The sequence below is a fragment of the Streptomyces sp. T028 genome, from assembly GCF_048159505.1.
Lineage (GTDB): Bacteria > Actinomycetota > Actinomycetes > Streptomycetales > Streptomycetaceae > Streptomyces.
Window position 1 is genome coordinate 200202 of record NZ_JBLRVZ010000026.1, and the last position, 17661, is coordinate 217862.

Annotated in this window: 18 protein-coding genes; 11 read left to right on the plus strand and 7 right to left on the minus strand. The window is 69.6% G+C overall.

Features of this window, described 5'->3' with window-relative positions:
* Positions 1–2: 2 nt before the first annotated feature.
* Positions 3–623 (minus strand): TetR/AcrR family transcriptional regulator, encoded by a 621-nt coding sequence (locus ACLZN2_RS24815; RefSeq protein ID WP_416981209.1) that lies wholly within the window; start codon positions 621–623, stop codon positions 3–5.
* Positions 624–707: 84 nt separating this feature from the next.
* Between ACLZN2_RS24815 and ACLZN2_RS24820 the strand changes: the two genes are divergently transcribed.
* Together ACLZN2_RS24820 and ACLZN2_RS24825 are read left to right on the plus strand one after the other, a co-directional pair.
* Positions 708–1658: an aldo/keto reductase gene (locus tag ACLZN2_RS24820; protein WP_416981210.1), complete on the plus strand. Its 951-nt coding sequence runs from the start codon at positions 708–710 to the stop codon at positions 1656–1658.
* A gap of 71 nt (positions 1659–1729) precedes the next feature.
* Positions 1730–2974: a metallophosphoesterase gene (locus ACLZN2_RS24825; RefSeq protein ID WP_416981211.1), complete on the plus strand. Its 1245-nt coding sequence runs from the start codon at positions 1730–1732 to the stop codon at positions 2972–2974.
* A 147-nt stretch (positions 2975–3121) separates the two neighbouring features.
* On the opposite strand, the gene ACLZN2_RS24830 is transcribed toward ACLZN2_RS24825, so the two are convergent.
* Together ACLZN2_RS24830 and ACLZN2_RS24835 are read right to left on the minus strand one after the other, a co-directional pair.
* Entirely contained in the window at positions 3122–3535 is a 414-nt protein-coding gene (locus ACLZN2_RS24830) for a hypothetical protein (RefSeq protein WP_416981212.1), read from the minus strand.
* Positions 3536–3668: 133 nt separating this feature from the next.
* Positions 3669–4307 (minus strand): hypothetical protein, encoded by a 639-nt coding sequence (locus tag ACLZN2_RS24835; protein ID WP_416981213.1) that lies wholly within the window; start codon positions 4305–4307, stop codon positions 3669–3671.
* A gap of 329 nt (positions 4308–4636) precedes the next feature.
* Between ACLZN2_RS24835 and ACLZN2_RS24840 the strand changes: the two genes are divergently transcribed.
* The 4 genes from ACLZN2_RS24840 (at position 4637) to ACLZN2_RS24855 (ending at position 8388) form a co-directional block, all read left to right on the plus strand.
* Complete coding sequence (locus ACLZN2_RS24840) at positions 4637–5122, plus strand: sortase (protein WP_416981214.1); 486 nt, start codon at positions 4637–4639, stop codon at positions 5120–5122.
* A gap of 108 nt (positions 5123–5230) precedes the next feature.
* Positions 5231–5908 carry a class F sortase gene (locus ACLZN2_RS24845; RefSeq protein ID WP_416981215.1) on the plus strand — a complete coding sequence of 226 codons (678 nt, stop codon included), beginning with the start codon at positions 5231–5233 and terminating at the stop codon, positions 5906–5908.
* Between the two features lie 560 nt (positions 5909–6468).
* Positions 6469–7182, plus strand: a complete 714-nt coding sequence (locus tag ACLZN2_RS24850; RefSeq protein WP_416981216.1) for a GntR family transcriptional regulator — start codon at positions 6469–6471, stop codon at positions 7180–7182.
* 36 nt (positions 7183–7218) lie between these two features.
* A complete protein-coding gene (locus ACLZN2_RS24855; protein ID WP_416981217.1) occupies positions 7219–8388 on the plus strand; it encodes an NAD(P)/FAD-dependent oxidoreductase in 1170 nt (389 codons plus the stop codon).
* Positions 8389–8536: 148 nt separating this feature from the next.
* On the opposite strand, the gene ACLZN2_RS24860 is transcribed toward ACLZN2_RS24855, so the two are convergent.
* From ACLZN2_RS24860 to ACLZN2_RS24875, 4 genes are all read right to left on the minus strand, one after another.
* Positions 8537–8767, minus strand: coding sequence for a hypothetical protein (locus ACLZN2_RS24860; RefSeq protein WP_416981378.1), 231 nt, complete (start codon positions 8765–8767; stop codon positions 8537–8539).
* Positions 8768–9215: 448 nt separating this feature from the next.
* Positions 9216–9953, minus strand: coding sequence for a phosphotransferase (locus ACLZN2_RS24865; RefSeq protein WP_416981218.1), 738 nt, complete (start codon positions 9951–9953; stop codon positions 9216–9218).
* Positions 9954–10185: 232 nt separating this feature from the next.
* Positions 10186–10824, minus strand: a complete 639-nt coding sequence (locus ACLZN2_RS24870; protein WP_416981219.1) for a sulfotransferase family protein — start codon at positions 10822–10824, stop codon at positions 10186–10188.
* Entirely contained in the window at positions 10821–12263 is a 1443-nt protein-coding gene (locus ACLZN2_RS24875) for an arylsulfotransferase family protein (RefSeq protein WP_416981220.1), read from the minus strand. Before ACLZN2_RS24875 ends, ACLZN2_RS24870 begins: the two co-directional genes overlap by 4 nt.
* A gap of 346 nt (positions 12264–12609) precedes the next feature.
* On the opposite strand from ACLZN2_RS24875, the gene ACLZN2_RS24880 reads away from it, so the two are divergent.
* From ACLZN2_RS24880 to ACLZN2_RS24900, 5 genes are all read left to right on the plus strand, one after another.
* A complete protein-coding gene (locus tag ACLZN2_RS24880) occupies positions 12610–13644 on the plus strand; it encodes a PhlD (RefSeq protein WP_416981221.1) in 1035 nt (344 codons plus the stop codon).
* Positions 13645–14187: 543 nt separating this feature from the next.
* A complete protein-coding gene (locus ACLZN2_RS24885) occupies positions 14188–14370 on the plus strand; it encodes a hypothetical protein (protein ID WP_416981386.1) in 183 nt (60 codons plus the stop codon).
* Positions 14367–14933 carry a dihydrofolate reductase family protein gene (locus ACLZN2_RS24890; RefSeq protein ID WP_416981379.1) on the plus strand — a complete coding sequence of 189 codons (567 nt, stop codon included), beginning with the start codon at positions 14367–14369 and terminating at the stop codon, positions 14931–14933. Before ACLZN2_RS24885 ends, ACLZN2_RS24890 begins: the two co-directional genes overlap by 4 nt.
* A 651-nt stretch (positions 14934–15584) precedes the next feature.
* Positions 15585–16268 (plus strand): 4'-phosphopantetheinyl transferase family protein, encoded by a 684-nt coding sequence (locus ACLZN2_RS24895; protein WP_416981222.1) that lies wholly within the window; start codon positions 15585–15587, stop codon positions 16266–16268.
* Between the two features lie 161 nt (positions 16269–16429).
* Positions 16430–17107 (plus strand): response regulator transcription factor, encoded by a 678-nt coding sequence (locus ACLZN2_RS24900; RefSeq protein ID WP_416981223.1) that lies wholly within the window; start codon positions 16430–16432, stop codon positions 17105–17107.
* The last annotated feature ends 554 nt before the right edge of the window (positions 17108–17661 follow it).

The following is a 17661-nucleotide window of genomic DNA, read 5'->3' on the forward strand; positions in this document are numbered from 1 at the left end:
GCTCAGTCGTCAGGCGCATCGGTTCGCGGGTGGAGTGCGTCGACGAGCAGGTCGAGTAGTCGGCCGGTCTGTTCCTGGGAGCCGCCGACCCGAATGGTGTGGAAGACGCCGATGAGCATCGCGGTGACGTCGTCGGGGTCGACGTCCGCACGGAGCGTGCCGTCGGCGGTGCCGTGCGTGAGGAACGTGCCGATCGTCGCCGTGACGCGCTCACGGCTGGAGGGGTCGACCCGTCCGGAGGCGAAGCCGGCGCGCAGCGTCTCCATCATCCCGCGCTTGGTGGCGATGAAGGTCGCGTACCGGCCCAGCCAGGCCCGCAGCGCCCGGTCGGCAGGGAACTGCTCCAGCAGGGGGGAGACACTCGCGGTGACCTCGTCCAGTTCGGCGGCGTAGACGGCGTCGACGAGATCCTCGCGGGTGGGGAAGTGCCGGTAGAGGGTCCCGATGCCGACGCCCGCCTGGCGGGCGATGGCCTCCAGCGCGACCGGGGCCTCGGCGGTCACGAAGACGGCCTGGGCGGCGGCGATGAGCTTCTCGCGATTGCGTCGCGCGTCGCGGCGGACCGGCCGGTCGCCGGACTCGCGGGGGCCTTCGGGGAGGGGCGACGAGGGTGTCGTACTCAAAACGGAGGATCCTCCGGTACTGCTAGAGTGGCCGTAACGGAGGTTCCTCCGTTTCCGCCCATCGTCTCACGAGAGCCGATCGTCATGACATCCGAAGGCACCCCCGGCCGCACGACCACGACTCCTGAGGAGAGCCCGCGCCCCGGAGCCGCCGGACGGCTGGCCGGCCGCGCCGTCTCGCGCATCGGATACGGCGCCATGCAACTGGACCGCCTGCGCGGCGACCGCGACGCCGCCGTCGCCCTGCTGCGCCGCTCGGTCGAACTCGGCGTCGACCACGTCGACACCGCCCACTTCTACGGCAACGGCTTCGTCAACGACGTCATCCGCGAGGCCCTGCGCGACGACGACGATGTCCTGGTCGTCAGCAAGGTCGGCGCCGCTCCCGACCCCGGAGGCCCGTTCCCGTTGCGGCTGGCCCAGCGGCCCGAGGAGCTGCGGACCGGCATCGAGGACAACCTCGCCGGCCTCGGCGTGGAGCAGATACCGGTGGTGAACCTGCGCCGCCTGGACAGCGGGCACACGCCCATGCCGGTTCCGGACGATCAGCTGGTGGACCTCGATGACCAGCTCGCCGAGCTGACCTCGCTGCGCGACGAGGGCAAGATCGGCGCGATCGGCCTGAGCAGCGTGACCCTCGACGTGCTGCGTCGCGCCCTGCCGGCGGGCATCGTCTGCGTGCAGAACGCCTACAGCCTCGTGGCCCGCGACGACGAGGACCTCCTTCGCCTCTGCGGGGACGAGGACATCGCCTGGGTGCCCTTCTTCCCGCTCGGCGGCGCCCGCCCGGGTCTGCCGAAGGTGACCGACGAGCCGGCCGTGATCGCGGCCGCCAAGGCGGCGGGCCGCGCCCCGGCCCAGATCGGCCTGGCCTGGCTGCTGCACCACGCTCCGAACGTGCTGCTCATCCCGGGCACGGCCGACACCGGCCACCTCGAGGCGAACCTGGAGGCCGGTGCGCTCACGCTCGACGAGGCGACCCTCGCCGAACTCGACGCGATCCCGACCCGCTCCCCCGGCACCCACCACGACTGACGCGGGCCACAAGGACCGCGGCCCGCTCTGAACGACCCCGAACCCCCCCCCCGCACGAAGGACGCCCCGCCGTGGTCATCGTCTACACCCTCGTCATCCTCGCCGCACTGGCGGTGCTCGGCGCCCTCCACTGGTACGTGTGGCGCCGCGTCGTGCGTGACACGACAGCCCGGCGGTCGGTGGCACGACGTACCGCGAGCACCGTCTTCTGGGCGGGGCCCCTGCTCCTGGTGGCCTACGTGGTGGCCCGGGCCACGGGAGCGCCGTTCCGCCTCGAACAGATCCTGGCCTGGCCCGGCTACCTGTGGCTGGCGGTCTTCCTGTATCTGCTGCTCGCGCTGCTGGTGGGTGAGGCCGTACGCCCCTTGCTGCTGCGCCGGCTGGCGCGGCGGGACGCGGGGACGGCGGACGGGGGCGAGCCCGATGATCCGTCGGTACCGTCCGAGACCGCGACGAAGGCGGAGCCTGCGCGTACCCCTGCCCCCGCCAGGCCGTCACGTCGTCAGTTCGTCTCCCGTGTCGTGGCCGGCACCGCCGTGGCTGCCGCCGTCGGCACCGTCGGCCACGGCACGTACGGCGTGCTCCGCGGTCCCGGGGTCAAGCGGCTCACCGTCCCGCTGGCGAAACTACCTCGCTCCGCGCACGGATTCCGGATAGCTGTCGTCAGCGACATCCACCTCGGACCGATCCTGGGACGCGGCTTCGCGCAGAAGGTCGTCGACACCATCAACGCCACCCAGCCCCACCTGATCGCGGTGGTCGGCGACCTGGTGGACGGCAGCGTGCAGGACCTGGGCCCTGCCGCGGCACCTCTCGCCCAACTCCAAGCCCGCCATGGGACGTTCTTCGTCACGGGCAACCACGAGTACATCTCCGGCGCGGCTCAATGGGTGGAGGAGGTACGGGAGTTGGGCCTGCACCCACTGGAGAACGCCCGCACGGAAATGCCGGGCTTCGACCTCGCGGGCGTCAACGACCTGGCCGGCGAGGGCGAAGGCGAGGGACCGGACTACGCCAAGGCCCTGGGTGACCGGGACCGCTCCCGCGCCGCCGTCCTCCTGGCCCACCAGCCCGTCCAGATCCACGAAGCCATCACGCACGGAGTTGACCTCCAGCTGTCCGGCCACACGCACGGCGGCCAGCTCTGGCCCGGCAGCCTCGTCGCCGAACTGGCCAACCCCACCGTCGCCGGCCTCGACCGCTACGGCGACACCCAGCTATACGTCAGCCGCGGCGCGGGCGCCTGGGGCCCACCGACCCGGGTGGGCGCACCGGCCGACATCACCGTCGTCGAACTGGCCTCGCTCCAGGCATAGTCATCAACACCTCTGCGCAACACTGACAAGCTTGCCAACCCGTAGAGTCACACCGTGTCGATGAGCTGTCGAAGACCACGAAGAGGACAGCCGCCCGGAAAGGGCCGGGGGACGGAGAGGTCGTGTCTTTTGTCGTCGTGTAGGGGATCAACTGGTCGGCGTGTTCGGGGTGTTGGGTAGCGCCGGGGCGCTTTCGGGGAGTTCGCGGTAGATGTCGCCCATGCTGCCTTCCGGGAGGTGGCGGCGGGGGAAGGCGATCCATTCGTCGTGCAGTTCGAAGAGCACGGCTGTGACCAGCCGGACCAGCGCGTCGTCGTTGTGACCGGATCGTCTCCGTGCGCCGGCCGCCGCCGGGCCGAAGGCCCCCAGCGCCGCGAGAGCTGATCGCGTGGCGCGGTCCTGCTCTTGGCGCAGCGCGGCGCCGAGCGTGTCCACCAGCACAGGAACTGCGGCCGGGTCGCCCAGCGCGGCGAGGGCGGTCAGGATCGCGTTGGCGCTCATCTCGGTCTGCTGCTGGGAGAGGTCGATCCCTTGCGGGTGGTCGCAGAGTCGGGGCACCAACTGGGCTGCCGCCTGCGGCAGATGGCCTGCGACCTGGATCTCGCGCCAGGCGTCGACGTCGTCTCGGCGGGCACACCGGTGGATGCGTCGTCACCTCCCGGTCCGGCCAGCCGGGCTCGCCTCGGCCGCGTCGTCATCGGTCCGAACGGCTGACAGCACTCGGTGCGCGGCCTGCGAGCCACACGGCGATCCGCTCCTTCAACTCGCGGTCGGAGTAGGGACTGTCCCGACGCGCGAACCGTTCCAGGTACCGCAGGATGTTTTCCGAGCGGTCCGGGTGGCGCACCGCGAGCACGTCAATGCCGGTCTCCCCCGTCGAGGCCGTGACGTACACACCGCTGTCGAGAGCCATCATGCCGAAGCCCGGGTGGCCCGCGTGGATGCCGAGGAACGCCGATGCCGCGCCCCGGCCCATGATGTCCCAGCGGTCCAGGAGCCGGACCCGGGTCCAGGCGGTCGGTGCGGCACGGCGGCCACTGTGCATGTCCTGCAGGAAGGCCCGGTGCGTGCGGGTGCCCTGTGGAAGCCGGACGAGGAACTCGCGCCGGTGGTCGAGAAGACCCGATGACACCGCGAGGCCGTACCAGTCCTCGTTGAGACGCTCGACGAGCCGAGGGGTGTCGTACCGGTGGGAGAAGCCGCCGACAACGTCCTCGGTACGGTATCCGAAGACGAACGGCATCGTGCCGTCCGGCACCGCGTTCGGGATCACCTCCAGGCCGGCCCGCCGCAGCGGCCGGTACACCTTGCGTTCCCGCTCCTGGACACCCACCGGTCACCGTTCTACCAGTACCAGGGTGCCAAGAATCCCCCGGCCCGGCGCTTCCCCGTTTCCCGGCCTCCCGGCTCGGACCGGTACCCGCCCGGTGTGCGCTCGTTAGCCTGTTCGCCGACCCCTGACCATTCCTGAACCGCCTCGGCTTCTGCCTCGCTGACCTGCGCACATGCCCGCCCAGAGATGCCTGATGCGCCCGACCGTGCGACGTGCGGGACGATCCGTCATGTTGCGGAGGTGACACAGCGTCGGTTGCCTCGTCAGTGGCGTGCGCACAGGGCGCCGTACAGACAGGCCGGACGCTGCTTCTTCGTTGGAGGGTTCTCGTGGGCATCACACGTGTTGGTATCGGTATCGGCCTCATCGCCGGTGCCCTGGCTCTGCAGATTCCGGTCGCTGCCGCCGCCGGTGACCCAGGTCTCGACATCCGGCAGGGCGCCCACGGCTCCACGGTCACCGTCAGCACCACCGCCTGCGGCGCGGACGTCACCTACGGCAAGGGCGAGTCGGAGCTGGCAGGAGCCTTCCACCTCTTCGAAGGCGCGAGCAAGGGAGTGCTCACCGGCGAGTTCACCGTGCCGGAAGGATCGTCGGCCGGCACCGACACCGTCACCGTCAAGTGCCCGCCACGGACCCGGATCACGGATTCGTACGAGCTCACCGCACGCCGGCCCGACGGCGCCGTCGAGGCCGGATTCGGACCCGCGGGGAACACAGCGACGCAGCTCGCCCTGGGCGCAGCGCTGATCACCGCAGCCGCAGCCGGGGCCCTGGTGAGAATGCGTCACCGCCCAAGCGCGCAGCGAAACTGACCGTTCCGCGTTCCCGCCGGCTCCCGGAACCCGTCTTCCCGGGAGCCGCGGGGAGCCCGTCGCGCCTGCCCCTTTCCCCCCGGGCTGCAGGCAAGGACCCGAGGCGCCATGGCCCCCAGGCAGCACACCACCCCCACGTCCTCTTCCTCCCTCGTCCCCTCAGCCGGGCTTCTTGCCTGGACACTCGCGGCAGGTGCCGTGCTGGTGATGGGCGCGCTCCACCACGAGCAGCCGCCACAGCCTCCGGCAGGCCAGGCCTTCGCCAGCCTGCCGGGCCCCGCCGGCGAGCGCACCGTCCCCCCGGCCCACCCCGCCATCGGGGCGCTCCCGCCCGCACCACCCCTGCGGCTGCGGATCCCCGCCATCAACGTCAACGCCCCCCTCACCACGCTGCACCTCGACGCATCAGGAACACTCGGACCGCCCCCCGCAGGCCATCCCAACCTCGCCGGCTGGTACAGCGGCGGCACGGCCCCGGGATCCGCCGGGACGGCCATCACCGCCGGCCACGTGGACCTGCCCACCGGTGAACCGGGCGTCTTCTACAACCTCGGCGCACTGACCAAGGGCAACACGATCGAAATCAACCGGGCCGACCGGCGCACAGCCGTATTCACCGTCGAAGCCGTCGAGGTGTACGACAAGGAACACTTCCCCAGCGACAAGGTCTACGCGAGCTCCCGGCAGGCCGAGTTACGGGTGATCACCTGCGGCGGCCCCTACACCGAACACACCGGATACCAGGGCAACACCGTCGTCTACGCGACACTCACCGCCGTCAGATGAGACCACCGCACCACACCGCCGGCCCCGAAGCGGGCGCCCCTGGCCGCAGACCCGCAGAGCACCTGCCCCGTCCACGCTGCCCCGGGCGTACCGGCAGCTCCGGGTGAAGAGCCCGCACGACCCGCCGAACCCACCGCTGCACAACGGCACCATGCCTGAGGCCCTGACGGCCCCGGCCTGCCGCTTGGCCAGACAGGCACAGCTGCCGAGCCGATCAGCAGATCACCAGCCCTCGACCATTGACCGGTCAATTGAGTAATTGTACGGTTCCATATGGGAAGGCTGGTCGCTGCGCGGATCAGGCCGGGAGGACGACATGGCGGATCAGGCACGGCTCCACCCCCTCGGCACCGGGCCACGGGCTGAAGCGGTTCACCGCACTCCCCGCGCTCCCGCGCCGTCGTCGGGCCGGTCGGCGAGACCTCCGCCGACCCGACGGGCCCGGCAACCGCACAGGGCAGGCGGGGAACAGCACGCGGACAGCACGACGTACACGCCGGGGAACCGCATGACCGCCGTCGCGCTGTCACCAGTCAATTGACGGAATGTACGGTCTCACCATGACCGCACCGCTCTATGTACGGATCAGACGAGAGATCGAAGCGAGGATCCGGGCCGGAAAACTGCCCCCCGGCACACGGCTGCCGACCGAGAAGGACCTCTCCGCCCAGTACGGCGTCAGCCGTGCCACGGCCCAACGGGTCCTCAACGACCTGGCCGAGGCGGGGCTGGCCATCCGCCGGCGGCGCCACGGAACGTTCGTCGCGGACGTCAAACGGCAGATCAATCTGCTCAACTTCGTCACTCCCACGGCGGCCGCGAAGGGCACACCGGGCAGACACGACGTGGTGTCCGCACGGATCGTCAGAGCCGCCGACGCCGTCCTGGCCCTCCCCGGCGCCCCCGCCGACACGGCCGTGGTGGAACTCGTCCGCCGCAAGATGGACGTACGCGAGGAGCCGCAGTCGCTCGAGCGGCACGTCGTGCTCTTCGCGGCGGCCCCCGACCTGCTGAACGAGAACCTCGAGGAGCTCGTCACCCTGCGGTATCTGCAACGCCAGGGAGCGGCGATCGACACGATCCGGCTCTACCTCGACCCCGTGACCCTCGGCGAGCACGACGCCGCACTGCTGCACAGCGAAAGAGGAGCACCCGCGCTGATGAGGCGCAGGGAACTGCGTGCCGCAGACGGAAGCACCCTCGAAGTCGTCACGACCCTCGTCCGTCCGGGAACCGCCGATTTCTTCCTGGAGCTCGCGGTCCCCGACCCGTGAGCAGCCTGCCGCTGCTGGAAAGGACAAACGTAGACCATGAAAGTCATCGTCATCGGAGCCGGCGTGCTCGGAGTGAGCGTCGCCAGGCACCTCGCCGTCGCCGGCGCACACGTTCTCCTGCTCGACCAGCAGGGAGCAGGCACGGGCACCAGCGCGACCACCTTCGCCTGGACCAACTCCAGCCGCAAATCCGACCCGCACTACCATCGCCTGAACCTCGCCGGCATGGAGGAACACGCCAGGCTCGCCGGGCAACTGCCCGGCGCCGCCTCGTACTTCCCCAGCGGAGCACTGCAGTGGGCGGACCCCGCGAACGAGCAGTGGCTCGCCGCCAACGTGGAACGACTGCAATCCCTCGACTACCCCGCGCACTGGATCACACGTGACCAAGCGACGCGGATCGCAGGCGACGGCCTGCGGGTCCCGGCGGCCATCACCTCCATCGCGCACTTCCCCAGCGAGGGATACATACTGCCCGACCTCTTCGTGAACACCCTGCTGGCCGATGCCGAGAGCCACGGCGCCGTGTACGCCACCGGCAAGGCCGTAGCCATCGACGAGGGGCCCGACGCGGTGACCGTCACCCTCGCCGACGGCCACATCCACACCGGCGACCGAGCAGTCCTGGCGACAGGCCGCTGGACGAAACGGCTCGCCGCAGGGGCTGGCATCGACATTCCCATGATGACGGACACCGGCCGCGGAGCCCCCAGCGTCGGGCTACTCGGCTACGCCAGGCACCCCCGGCTCGGCCTGCGCTGCGTCATCCACAGCCCCGGCCTCAACCTGCGCCCCGCAGGCGACGGCCACACCGTCCTGCAGGCCCTCGACCTCAACACCCACGTCGACCCGGCCAACCCTCCCCGCACGGACGGGGACATCGCCCGCACCCTCGCCCAGCGGCTGCGTACGCTGCTGACCGCCCCCGGCCAGACACCGCACATCGACCTGCGCATCGGCCTGCGCTCCCTGCCCGCAGACGGCCACACCATCGCCGGCTACACCACCACACACTCCCGCATCTACTGCCTCGTCACCCACAGCGGCATCACCCTCGCACCGATCCTGGGACGCCTCGCCGCCACCGAAATCACCACCGACCAGCAACACAGCCTCCTCCGCACATTCCGCCCCACCCGCTTCACCACCACATCACACCCCCAGACCACCACAGACCACCACGCCACCCGTCTGGGCGAACAGTGAGCCTCCGCCAACCTGAAGTCGCAGTCACAGCGCTGGTGTGACCGGTCATCGGGATGCTCACACTGGTCGCGGGCGGCAGTCTGCGGAGTAGATCGTCTGACGCAGTGGTCGGCCGGCCGGTTCCTGCACGGTGTGACCGAGCTGCCTTTTACGATCCCGCCTGTTCTTGAGGGGTGCGGAGCCGTGTTCGACCGGTGCGGCGAGGACACGGTTGGCTTCCTTCTGGCCGGGTGTCCGCGAGGGCTCCAAGGCGGGCGGCGCGCAGGTGGGCCAGGATGTGGTCGTAGCGGGCGGCAGGGATGTCGTGGGTGCGGCCGGGCCGGGCGGCGGATATCCACATCAGGCGGCCCTTCTCGTCTTTCAGGGCGAGGAAGCGCAGGCCGTGACTGCGGTGTTCGCCGGAGTGGTTCCGCCGGTCGGCCTTGCCGGTGCGGAGCGTGCGTGGCGAGCAGGGCGATCAGCTTGTCGCGCCGGCGGCGGACGGTGGGACTCGGACTGACCAGTCTCCCGCGCAGCGGTTCCAGCCTGGCCCGCACGGTGACGTCAATTCCCAGTAGCTCGCCAACCGGGCGGGCCCGGGTGCCGGCGCGGCCGAGGCGCGCTCGTCGGCGAGCTGCTCGCACACCCGGTCAAGGACCGTTTCGTCGGCGGCGAGTTCGTCACGCTCGGCCCGCACCTCCACCAGCTGTTCTTCGAGTTCGTCCAGTTCCGCACGGCGCGCGTTGATCCGTTCGAACAGTTCGGCTCCTGCATGCGTCGGATCGTAGAAGGCCCTCCGACGCCACGGGACGGAACCAGCGAATCGTCCGCGACCGTTACCCGCGCGCTCACCGCACTGAGCATTCCAATGCGGTCCGGTGATCGGAAACCCACTGATAGGCCGCCTGAACCTGCCTCACCGCCCCTGCGTCACGGAGCCGGGCCATGGCGACGTCACCCGCATCGGCCTGGGCCTCGATGCCCCGCCAGCACCGGTCCTGCCACCACAAGATCGTGGACACGAGACGTTGCCGGTCCCACAACTCGTAGCCGTCGACGACCAGCCTCATGCGCCGGGCCGCCTCCTCTACGTCGGTGACCGAAGGGCCCAGATCGAGGTACTGCCAGCAGACATGAGCAATGTCGTGAATCCGCGCGCCCGGCGCAGCAAGGTCCCAGTCGATGAACGCCGCCGGCCGAAGCTCGCCACTGCACAGCTGATAGACGGTGTTCCTGGGCGACAGGTCGTTGTGACACACGACCTCTCGGTCTCCGGCCAGCGGGGTGCCCGCCGTCAGGTCGTGGAACTCACGCACGAGCCGGGCGACCGCCACCAGACTCTCGTCCGATGACACGGCAGCGGGTTGACGCGGCTCCCATGCCACATGGCCATCCAGGTAACTGAGGACTTCACGGCCCTCGTCGTCCATACCGAGATACCGCGGAGCACCACTCCAGCCACTGGATTCAAACAACCCCAGCAGATCACCCACGAACTTGGTGCGAGCCGAGGCTGGACGGCGCACCGTGTCACCGACACGAACAACCGCATTGACGAACCCTCCGGGCAAGAACAACTCAGACATCCGCCCACCTTGCCTGATCACTACCTCCAACACTCAATAACAGCAGCTCGTGGCACAACGGTGATCGGAGGAACACAACGCGGGTGACGCCGAAACCCGCAGGCCACTCGCGACGGGGTCCCGCACCGGGTGCGCACCGGGGTGTAGTGGCGGGTTCTGCCCGAGCGGTTCGGTCCCTGGAAGGCCGCGCGTCGTCCGAGGCAGTCCAAGGAGGCGCGTTGAAAACACCTGCTCACGTCGACAACCGTCGGCGCACCATCTCCTGGAAACTGCTGCGATCGTTCAGGCGGGGGAACGCGACGCCGTCGGGGACGTCCACGCCGAGGAACGTGCACAACGGCTGCCAGCCCTGCCCGACCTCGTAGACGAGCAGCCGGTCGGCCGGCGCCTTCTCCCGCACCCTCCGGTTGTGCGCGGTGTACGTGGCGACGACGTGCTCCCTGTCGTCGAGCCGGCCGTCGAAGGTGTCCGTGGCGATGCGCCGCACCAGTGCCAGGTACTCGCGGAACTCCGGCGAGGGATGGTCGTGCGCGGCGCTGCCCGGGCCCCACAGCGGCGCCAGCGTCTCCCGGAAGCTCTCGTACCAGCGTTCGGGGTCGCGTACCGTGAGGACGATCCTGGCCTGCGGCCAGGCGTCGAGCAGCTGCTCCCAGAAGGTGCACGCGGGCCAGTCCATGGTCGACCCGAAGCCGGTGAACAGGGCGTCCCAGTCCACGGCCCGGCCCTCCTGGGCCGCTCGCCAGGCCCGCAGGTGATCGGGGCGTTCGAACGCGGTCAGCATGTGGTAGCAGGGTCCGAACCCGAGCGTTTCCAGTGCGGCCTTCACCGACAGGGTCCCCGTACGGCCGAAACCGGCTCCGATGACCTTCACGACGCTTCCACCGCGGCGGTGCCCGACGTGCCGAGGACGCGCCCCCTCGCGTCCAGCGCCTGCACGGCGACGTACCGGGCCCGGTGACCGACGGCCGCCGACGTCTCGAAGCCCCGCCTGGGCACCTCGGCCACCCGCTTGAGCCGCTCCGCCGAGTCGCCGGCCAGCACCCGCCAGGCGTCGACGTCGGTGGCGCCGTTCCAACTCGCGTACACCGTCACGCCGTTCGCGGTGGATCGACCCGCCGCCGCCGGCCGGTCGTCCGGTGTGCCCCGCCAGGTGAAGCGGAGCGCCCGGTACGAACTGACCAGGGGGTTCGCGAAGGAGGCGTCGAGGAGCACCTTGCCGTCGGCGGAGAACTCGGTCCAGTAACCGTGGGACCCCCACCCGACGAAGGTGTTTCCGCCGGCAAGTACGCGCGTACTGCCCTGCGTTCCGGACAGCAGGCCGTCGGGGCTCGGGTACGACCGTGCGACGGAGACGGTCCTGTCGCGCGGGTCGACGTTCAGGACGAGGGCGCGGGACGGGGCGTCGACACCGGTCCCGTTCGCCGTGGTGGTGTTGTCGAAGACCGAGATCGTCCCGTCCGCGGCCCGGCGGACGTCGTGCTGCCATGCGAAGGAGGCGCCGTCCTCGAACGTGAAGTCGCTGTTCTTGCCGCCCAGGCGCCAGACGATGTCACCCGTTTCACGGTCGATCTTGTAGACGGTGCTGGTGTGCCGGCCACTGGCCAGGATGTTCCCGTCCCGGTCGAGGGACACGGAATTCAGATGCAGGAAGTGATAGGGAATCGCGGGATTGCGGGGAAAGTCGGACTCCGACAGCGGAATGTGGTCGAGGCCACTCCACTGGAACAGCACGCGTCCCGACGTGATGTCCACTTCCTGGATGAGGTTGTCCACCACGGTTTGCCGGTCGTCGCCGACCTGGCGGGTCGTCTGCTGGTTCACCAGTATCAGCGCGGTGTTCCGCGGCGTGATCTGCATGTCGTGCACGTCGGAGTACGGCAGGCCGTTGCCGGGTTTCACCGTGCCGATGACGTGATACGACTGGTCCATGATCACCCAGTTGCCGATATAAGGATTGCCGAGCTCGGGGTCCGGAATCGAATAGCCCTCCCACCAGGTGAGCACCGGACGCCCCCGATAGGTCTGCGGCTGGAACGCGGCGGTGCGGAGGTTCGTCCCGTCACCGCGCGGCCCGAACCACACCGGGTTCCCCTCGTCGTCCACGATCTCCGGCCCGCCCTGGGTCAACGGCGGGTCCTCGGAGGCGACGTCCGTCTTGGGCGCCAGGAAGACATAGCCCGGCGTGGTGCCCCCGGCGGCCGTGCGGACGGTGATCCTCGGCGGCTGGAGATCCGGACGGGAGACGAAACGGAGCAGATCGTCCTGGCTCGTCGAGACGGCGGGCGCTGCCGCGGAGGACGGCGAGATCAACGCGGAAAGGGAAAGGATCAGCGCGGACGTCGCCGTGATGGCACGAAACGCCCCGGCGGATATCAGTCTTCTGCCGATCAAATCGGACACCCCTTCAGTAGGAGAGAGGACTGTGTTGTGCCTGTTCGATCGACGGTCCCCGCCATACGGCGCCGAGATCCGAAAGTAGAATGGCCACCCCCTGATTTCCTGTCAAGGTCGCACGATCCGCAGGTGACTGGCTGATTTCTTTCCCTCGGCACGAAAGAAAAGCGAAGATCGCGGACGTCCATGGAACGGCATGAAACAGTGGAGGTCACATTGTTGATCTTTCATGTTCTTTATTCTTTCCGATCCGGGGGTTGCAATGCCCGCCCACGTCAGCGAACCCGTCACCGTGCTGCCCGCCCACAAGATCACCACGGCCGAGATCCGCGAGGACGTACGCAGCCGGCATCGACACCACCCGCGGCTGTCGGTGATCCTTCGGATCATCGACGGATGCGGCGTGGCGGAACGCCACTTCACCCGGTCCTTCGCCGAGGCCGTGGCGGCGACGGGGGTGCGGCGCCGCATGGACGCCGCATTCCGTGACGCCTCGGCCATGGCCGCCGACGCTGCCCGGCGCGCCCTGGACAACAGCGGCCTCACCGCAGCGGACGTGGACGTCGTGATCACCAGCCACACGACCTCATGGGCCGTGCCCAACCTGGACGTCCATCTCGTCGCGGCCCTGGGACTGCGCCCGGAGGTCACCCGCATACCGCTGACCTCACTGGCCTGCGCCGGCGGCGCCCAGGCCCTCGTCCGCGCCGCCGACCAGCTCAGAGCCCGGCCGGGAGCCAGAGTCCTGGTCGTCGTCGCCGAGGTGCTGTCGACGATCTACCACCAGGACGAGGACAGCCTGGAAAGCATGATCTACAAGGCGCTGTTCGGGGACTCCGCCGGCGCCTGCGTGGTCACCGACGTGCCGCGGGGACCCGGCCTGGCCGTCGAGGACACCTTCGAGTGCGTCCTGCCCGACTCCCTGGACCGGTACCGGGGCCGCGTCGATGCGGCCGGCCTGCACTTCGACTCCACCAAGAAGGCCCCGGCCGCCCCCGGCGAGGCGATGCGACATCTGCTTGGGTGGCTGGGGAAGTGGCGGCCCGTCTTCGCGGTGGTCCACCCCGGTGGACCGCGCATCGTCGCCGACACCGTCGCCTCCCTCGGACTCGGGCCCGAGGGCGGCCGGCACTCCCTCGACTCGCTGCGGGAGAACGGCAACCTCGGCGGGAACGCGGTGCTGGACGTCCTGCGCCGCACCCACGCCCTGCCGCCCGCCCCGGGCGCCGAGGGCCTGATGGTCGCCTTCGGCCCCGGCTTCGCCGTGGCCGGCGTACGCGGACGCTGGCACCACTGACCCGCCGGAGGACCTCGCCCGTCAGAGCCCGTCAGAGCCCGTCAGAGCCCGTCAAAGGTGCTGGCGACGGTGGTTCGCGGCGCGGGCGGTTGCCGGCCCTCGCGGGGTACGGGCGCGTCGGTACGGCACTGTCGTCCCCGGCGCGCTGCGCGCATCCCTCAGGGCGTCGGCAGCCCGCCCGTAGCGGTGGAGGGCGGGCATGTGCTCAGCGGCGGGCACCGTGAGCTCGGCAGCAGTTCACCATGCTGCCCGGTGCGTCATCGGAGGACTGCGTAATCCGCTTCCGCCGCGAACCGCTCCCTCTGCAGAGCCTGGCGCACATCATGAAACGACCGGACGTTCACGGCGGCGAACGGTTCACCGACCGCTGCCGCAGGTGTCCCACGTCCACCGCACGGCCCGTCCAGACGCGACTCGGTCGTTGCGAGCAGAGTCACCCGGCAACCGCGCTCACCAGGCGATTCAAAGGGGAGCGACTGGGCGACCCACGCCTACGACGGGACGTGGTTCGACTACTGCGACGGCGAGGACGACGGCCACTCGGTGTGGGGCGGCTACTACACCACCGCCTCCAGCGCCTACCAGGTCTCCAGCCCGGTCAACGGATACTGCGGCACCGAGTTCGTGAGCGGTGTGCTGACCAACCTGAGGATGGTCGAGGACACCCCCTCCGGCAGCACCAACTACTACGGCGCCTGGCACGGCTACCCGGTCGCGGGCAACTGACTGCCGCGCCTTCGCGCGGAGACGGAATCGGTGCCGGTGAGCACCAGAGTCTCGAGCGGCCGTTCGGCCACGACCATCCCGAGAGGCTGTTCGCGTGGGCCGGTGCCACGGCGAGCTGGCCCATGCGTACGGATCCCGGGGGGGGGGGGAGCCTGGGCCTGGACGACTGCTTCACGCGGGACTTCGCGCGCAACATCGGTGCCGAGATCATGGGCCGCAACAGTTTCGGGCCCCAGCGCGGGCCCTGGCAGGACCATGAGTGGCGGGGCTGGTGGGGCCAGGAGCCCCCGTTCCGCACTCCGGTGTTCGTCATGACCCACCACACGCGTCCGTCGTTCACGCTCTCCGACACCACGTTCCACTTCCTCGGCGGCGGGGTCACCACCATCCGGCAGTTCCTCGACGCCGGCCTCGTCGACACCATGCATGTGGCGGTCTCGCCGGTGGAACTCGGGTCCGGACTACGGCTCTGGGACTCCCCCGATGAGCTGCTCGACCGGTTCCACCTGGAGGTCGTACCCAGCCCGAGCGGCGTGACCCACCGCCTGTTCTGGCGAAGGTGACGCGAGGGCCCACTCGCGTTGGTGCTCCGGCTGTGAGGGGGCGTCCCCGCCCCTCGGATGCCCTTCGCGAGCCCCGCGCGGCCGGAGCGGGAGACGGCCGCTTGCACGGCCTGGCCGACCCGCCTCGGCGACTCAGCGAGCGGGCGGCAAAGCCGAGTTCGGGCCGCTGAGCGCCGAGTTCGGGGCGCGACTCGCTCACGCCCGGGAGCGGTACGAGACGGTACGCGGGATGCCGTGCCAGGTCCTGTTGTCACCGGCGTGGCCCTCTCCGCCATGACAACCGGCATCCCTGCTGTCACGGACTCCGCGCCGCTAGGGGAATCCCACCGTAAACCCTGGGGGGATTCATCTTTGGGTAATGAACGTACCGGCCGCCATGAAGCGGTCCGCACGCGCATGGAATTCGGCGCCACATGGTTCGTTGCGTCCGCCACCTACTATCACGGCAGCAAATTGCTGCGCCAGCGGAAGCAAATCACATGCCCAAAAAGTGCCGACGTGGCGGGTTCTTGATCCTTGCGGCCCCCGGAGGCTGTTCGTACGATCATTACATCGCACCACCTGTGCTACCACTCAACGGGGGAATCGTATGGCGAGGCAGTACGAAAGCATGCCGTCCGGCGTGAATGGCACGTCGGGACCGGGGCGACCGTGACGGTCACACCAGAACTCGATGCCCGGGTCCTGGTCTGGTCCGGTCGGGTGACCGACGAACTGGAGACGTCCGACCTCTCCCTTCTCGAACCGGAGGAGATGGCCAGGTTCTCGGCTTTCCGTGACAGGATCCGGGGAGCCCGCTACGCCGCCGTGCACGGGGCCGTCCGCCGGCTTCTCGGAGAGCTCCTGAACCATGCCGCCAGTGAGATCCGCTTCGGTCGGCACGCCTGTCCGGGCTGCGGCAGACCGGGCCACGGACGCCCCTTCGTCCGGACACCACCGACTTCCTGGGAGTTGAGTCTTTCCAGGTCGGGGCCCTACTGGTTGTGTGCGGCCGCCGACGGGATGCGGGTGGGGGCCGATATCGAGGTGCTGCGCCCTGTGAATGTGGGCCGCTTGGCAAAGGCCGTCCTGACCGGCAGCGAGCGGTCGTACATGGCCGGACTGCCCGCCGAGCGACTGCCCGCGGAGTTCATTCGCTGCTGGACACGGAAGGAAGCCGTGGCCAAGGCAAGCGGAATCGGCATCGAGGCCCCGCTGGGCCGCCTTGAGGTTCGGCCGGCACAGCCTCATGCGCTGGTCCGGCACAGCGTCAGCGGTTTCGACGCCGACACGTGGGTCGTACAGGACCTGCCTCCGGGGCGTGACCACTTCTCCGCCGTCTCGTTCCCCGCGTAGTCCGCAGTTCCGGGGCTCCCCGGCCATAACGCATGACTGCTTCCGTCATGCGATCCCCTGTTGACAGTCACTGCGCCATGTCAGCAGCCTGCCGCTGCCGAAAAAGAGCCGCTTCATTCTCTTCACCTTGCACCCTGTGCCTCATCTAAAGGAGTTTTACAGTGGGAGCTCAGTCGAACAGCACTGAGTTGCGCGTTGCCCTGATAATCCAGAACACGATTCACCGCTATGGCATTGAGGGCATGATTCGCTCCCTCAATCACATCAGCTCGGTCCGCAGTGTCAGCTTCGGCGTCGATGAAATCAGAACATGGGACGGACAGCAGTTCGACGCGGTGCTGGCGTCCGCGGAAGATCTTGCGACGGACCATGCCCGTGACGCCATCCGCGGGCTCTGCGGTCAGGGCATGAAAGTGCTCCTCCTCATCGACGGCCCGGACGGACTCGACGTGCCATGGCTGGCGCACTGCGGGGCGCAGGGATTCGTCGACTGGGCAGGGCTCGAACCACGGATCCTCTCCGATGCGGTGGCGGACGTCATGGCGGGCAAGTTCTATGTGTCGGCCACTCTGGCCCGACGGCTCCTCGGGCGGTCCAGCCCGAACGCGTTGGGCGGTGTGCAGCCCTGGGGACCGGCCGGCGCCACACTGACCCCGCGTGAACTTCAGGTCCTGCGGCTGGTGGCGGAGGGACTGAGCAACAAGCAGGTCTCCCGTCAGTTGCAGATTTCCGAGCACGGTGTGAAGCGGCTCGTGGGCAACGTGCTGGCGAAGCTGAACTGCCCGAATCGCACACTCGCCGTCGTCCGGGCGATGGAGGACGGCCTCCTGGCGGTCTGACCGTCCGCGGGCCGGGTGGTCCGTGGGCCGGGCGTCCGGGTCCGGCGTGCGGGACGTGCCAGGGCATCGGCACCCGTGCGTCGGCCCACGGCTCACCCGACTGCCCGTGCGAGGGCGGTTGAGAGCCTGTGTCATATCCCCGGCCGGATCAGCGCGCGTGCCAGGCGTCGCGCGCCCGGCCGGGGATATGACACAGGCTCTGACGTGGCGAGGGCTCGAGTTCAGCGCGACAGCCATCCGCGGGTACGCCCCGGCATCGGGGTCCGGTGGTGGCATGGCCCCGAGGGGCGGCGCGTCGACCGCCGACGGATCCGTGCGCCGGTCGTCGGCGGCCCCGAGGAGGAAGCCGAGGATCGGGTCCGGGTCCTGCGCCCCGGCGAGGGCGCGGCTCGGCGACAACGAACGTGGGCGCCACGATGATCCGGATGGAGACCAGGACGGCGCGGTCACCCAGGTTCTCCCCCGCGTGCAAAAGGCCCGCAGCAGTGGGGACTTCACGGCGTCCTGCGGGGCGGCTGGGCGTCACGCGAACCCAGGCCCCTCCGCCTTGGCCG

Bases quoted from the DNA above. Each gene is read 5' to 3' on its own strand.
- ACLZN2_RS24880 (WP_416981221.1), top strand. From the start codon at position 12,610: ATGCCCGCCCACGTCAGCGAACCCGTCACCGTGCTGCCCGCCCACAAG.
- ACLZN2_RS24865 (WP_416981218.1), bottom strand. From the start codon at position 9,953: ATGTCTGAGTTGTTCTTGCCCGGAGGGTTCGTCAATGCGGTTGTTCGT.
- ACLZN2_RS24850 (WP_416981216.1), top strand. From the start codon at position 6,469: ATGACCGCACCGCTCTATGTACGGATCAGACGAGAGATCGAAGCGAGG.
- ACLZN2_RS24820 (WP_416981210.1), top strand. From the start codon at position 708: ATGACATCCGAAGGCACCCCCGGCCGCACGACCACGACTCCTGAGGAG.
- ACLZN2_RS24855 (WP_416981217.1), top strand. From the start codon at position 7,219: ATGAAAGTCATCGTCATCGGAGCCGGCGTGCTCGGAGTGAGCGTCGCC.
- ACLZN2_RS24845 (WP_416981215.1), top strand. From the start codon at position 5,231: ATGGCCCCCAGGCAGCACACCACCCCCACGTCCTCTTCCTCCCTCGTC.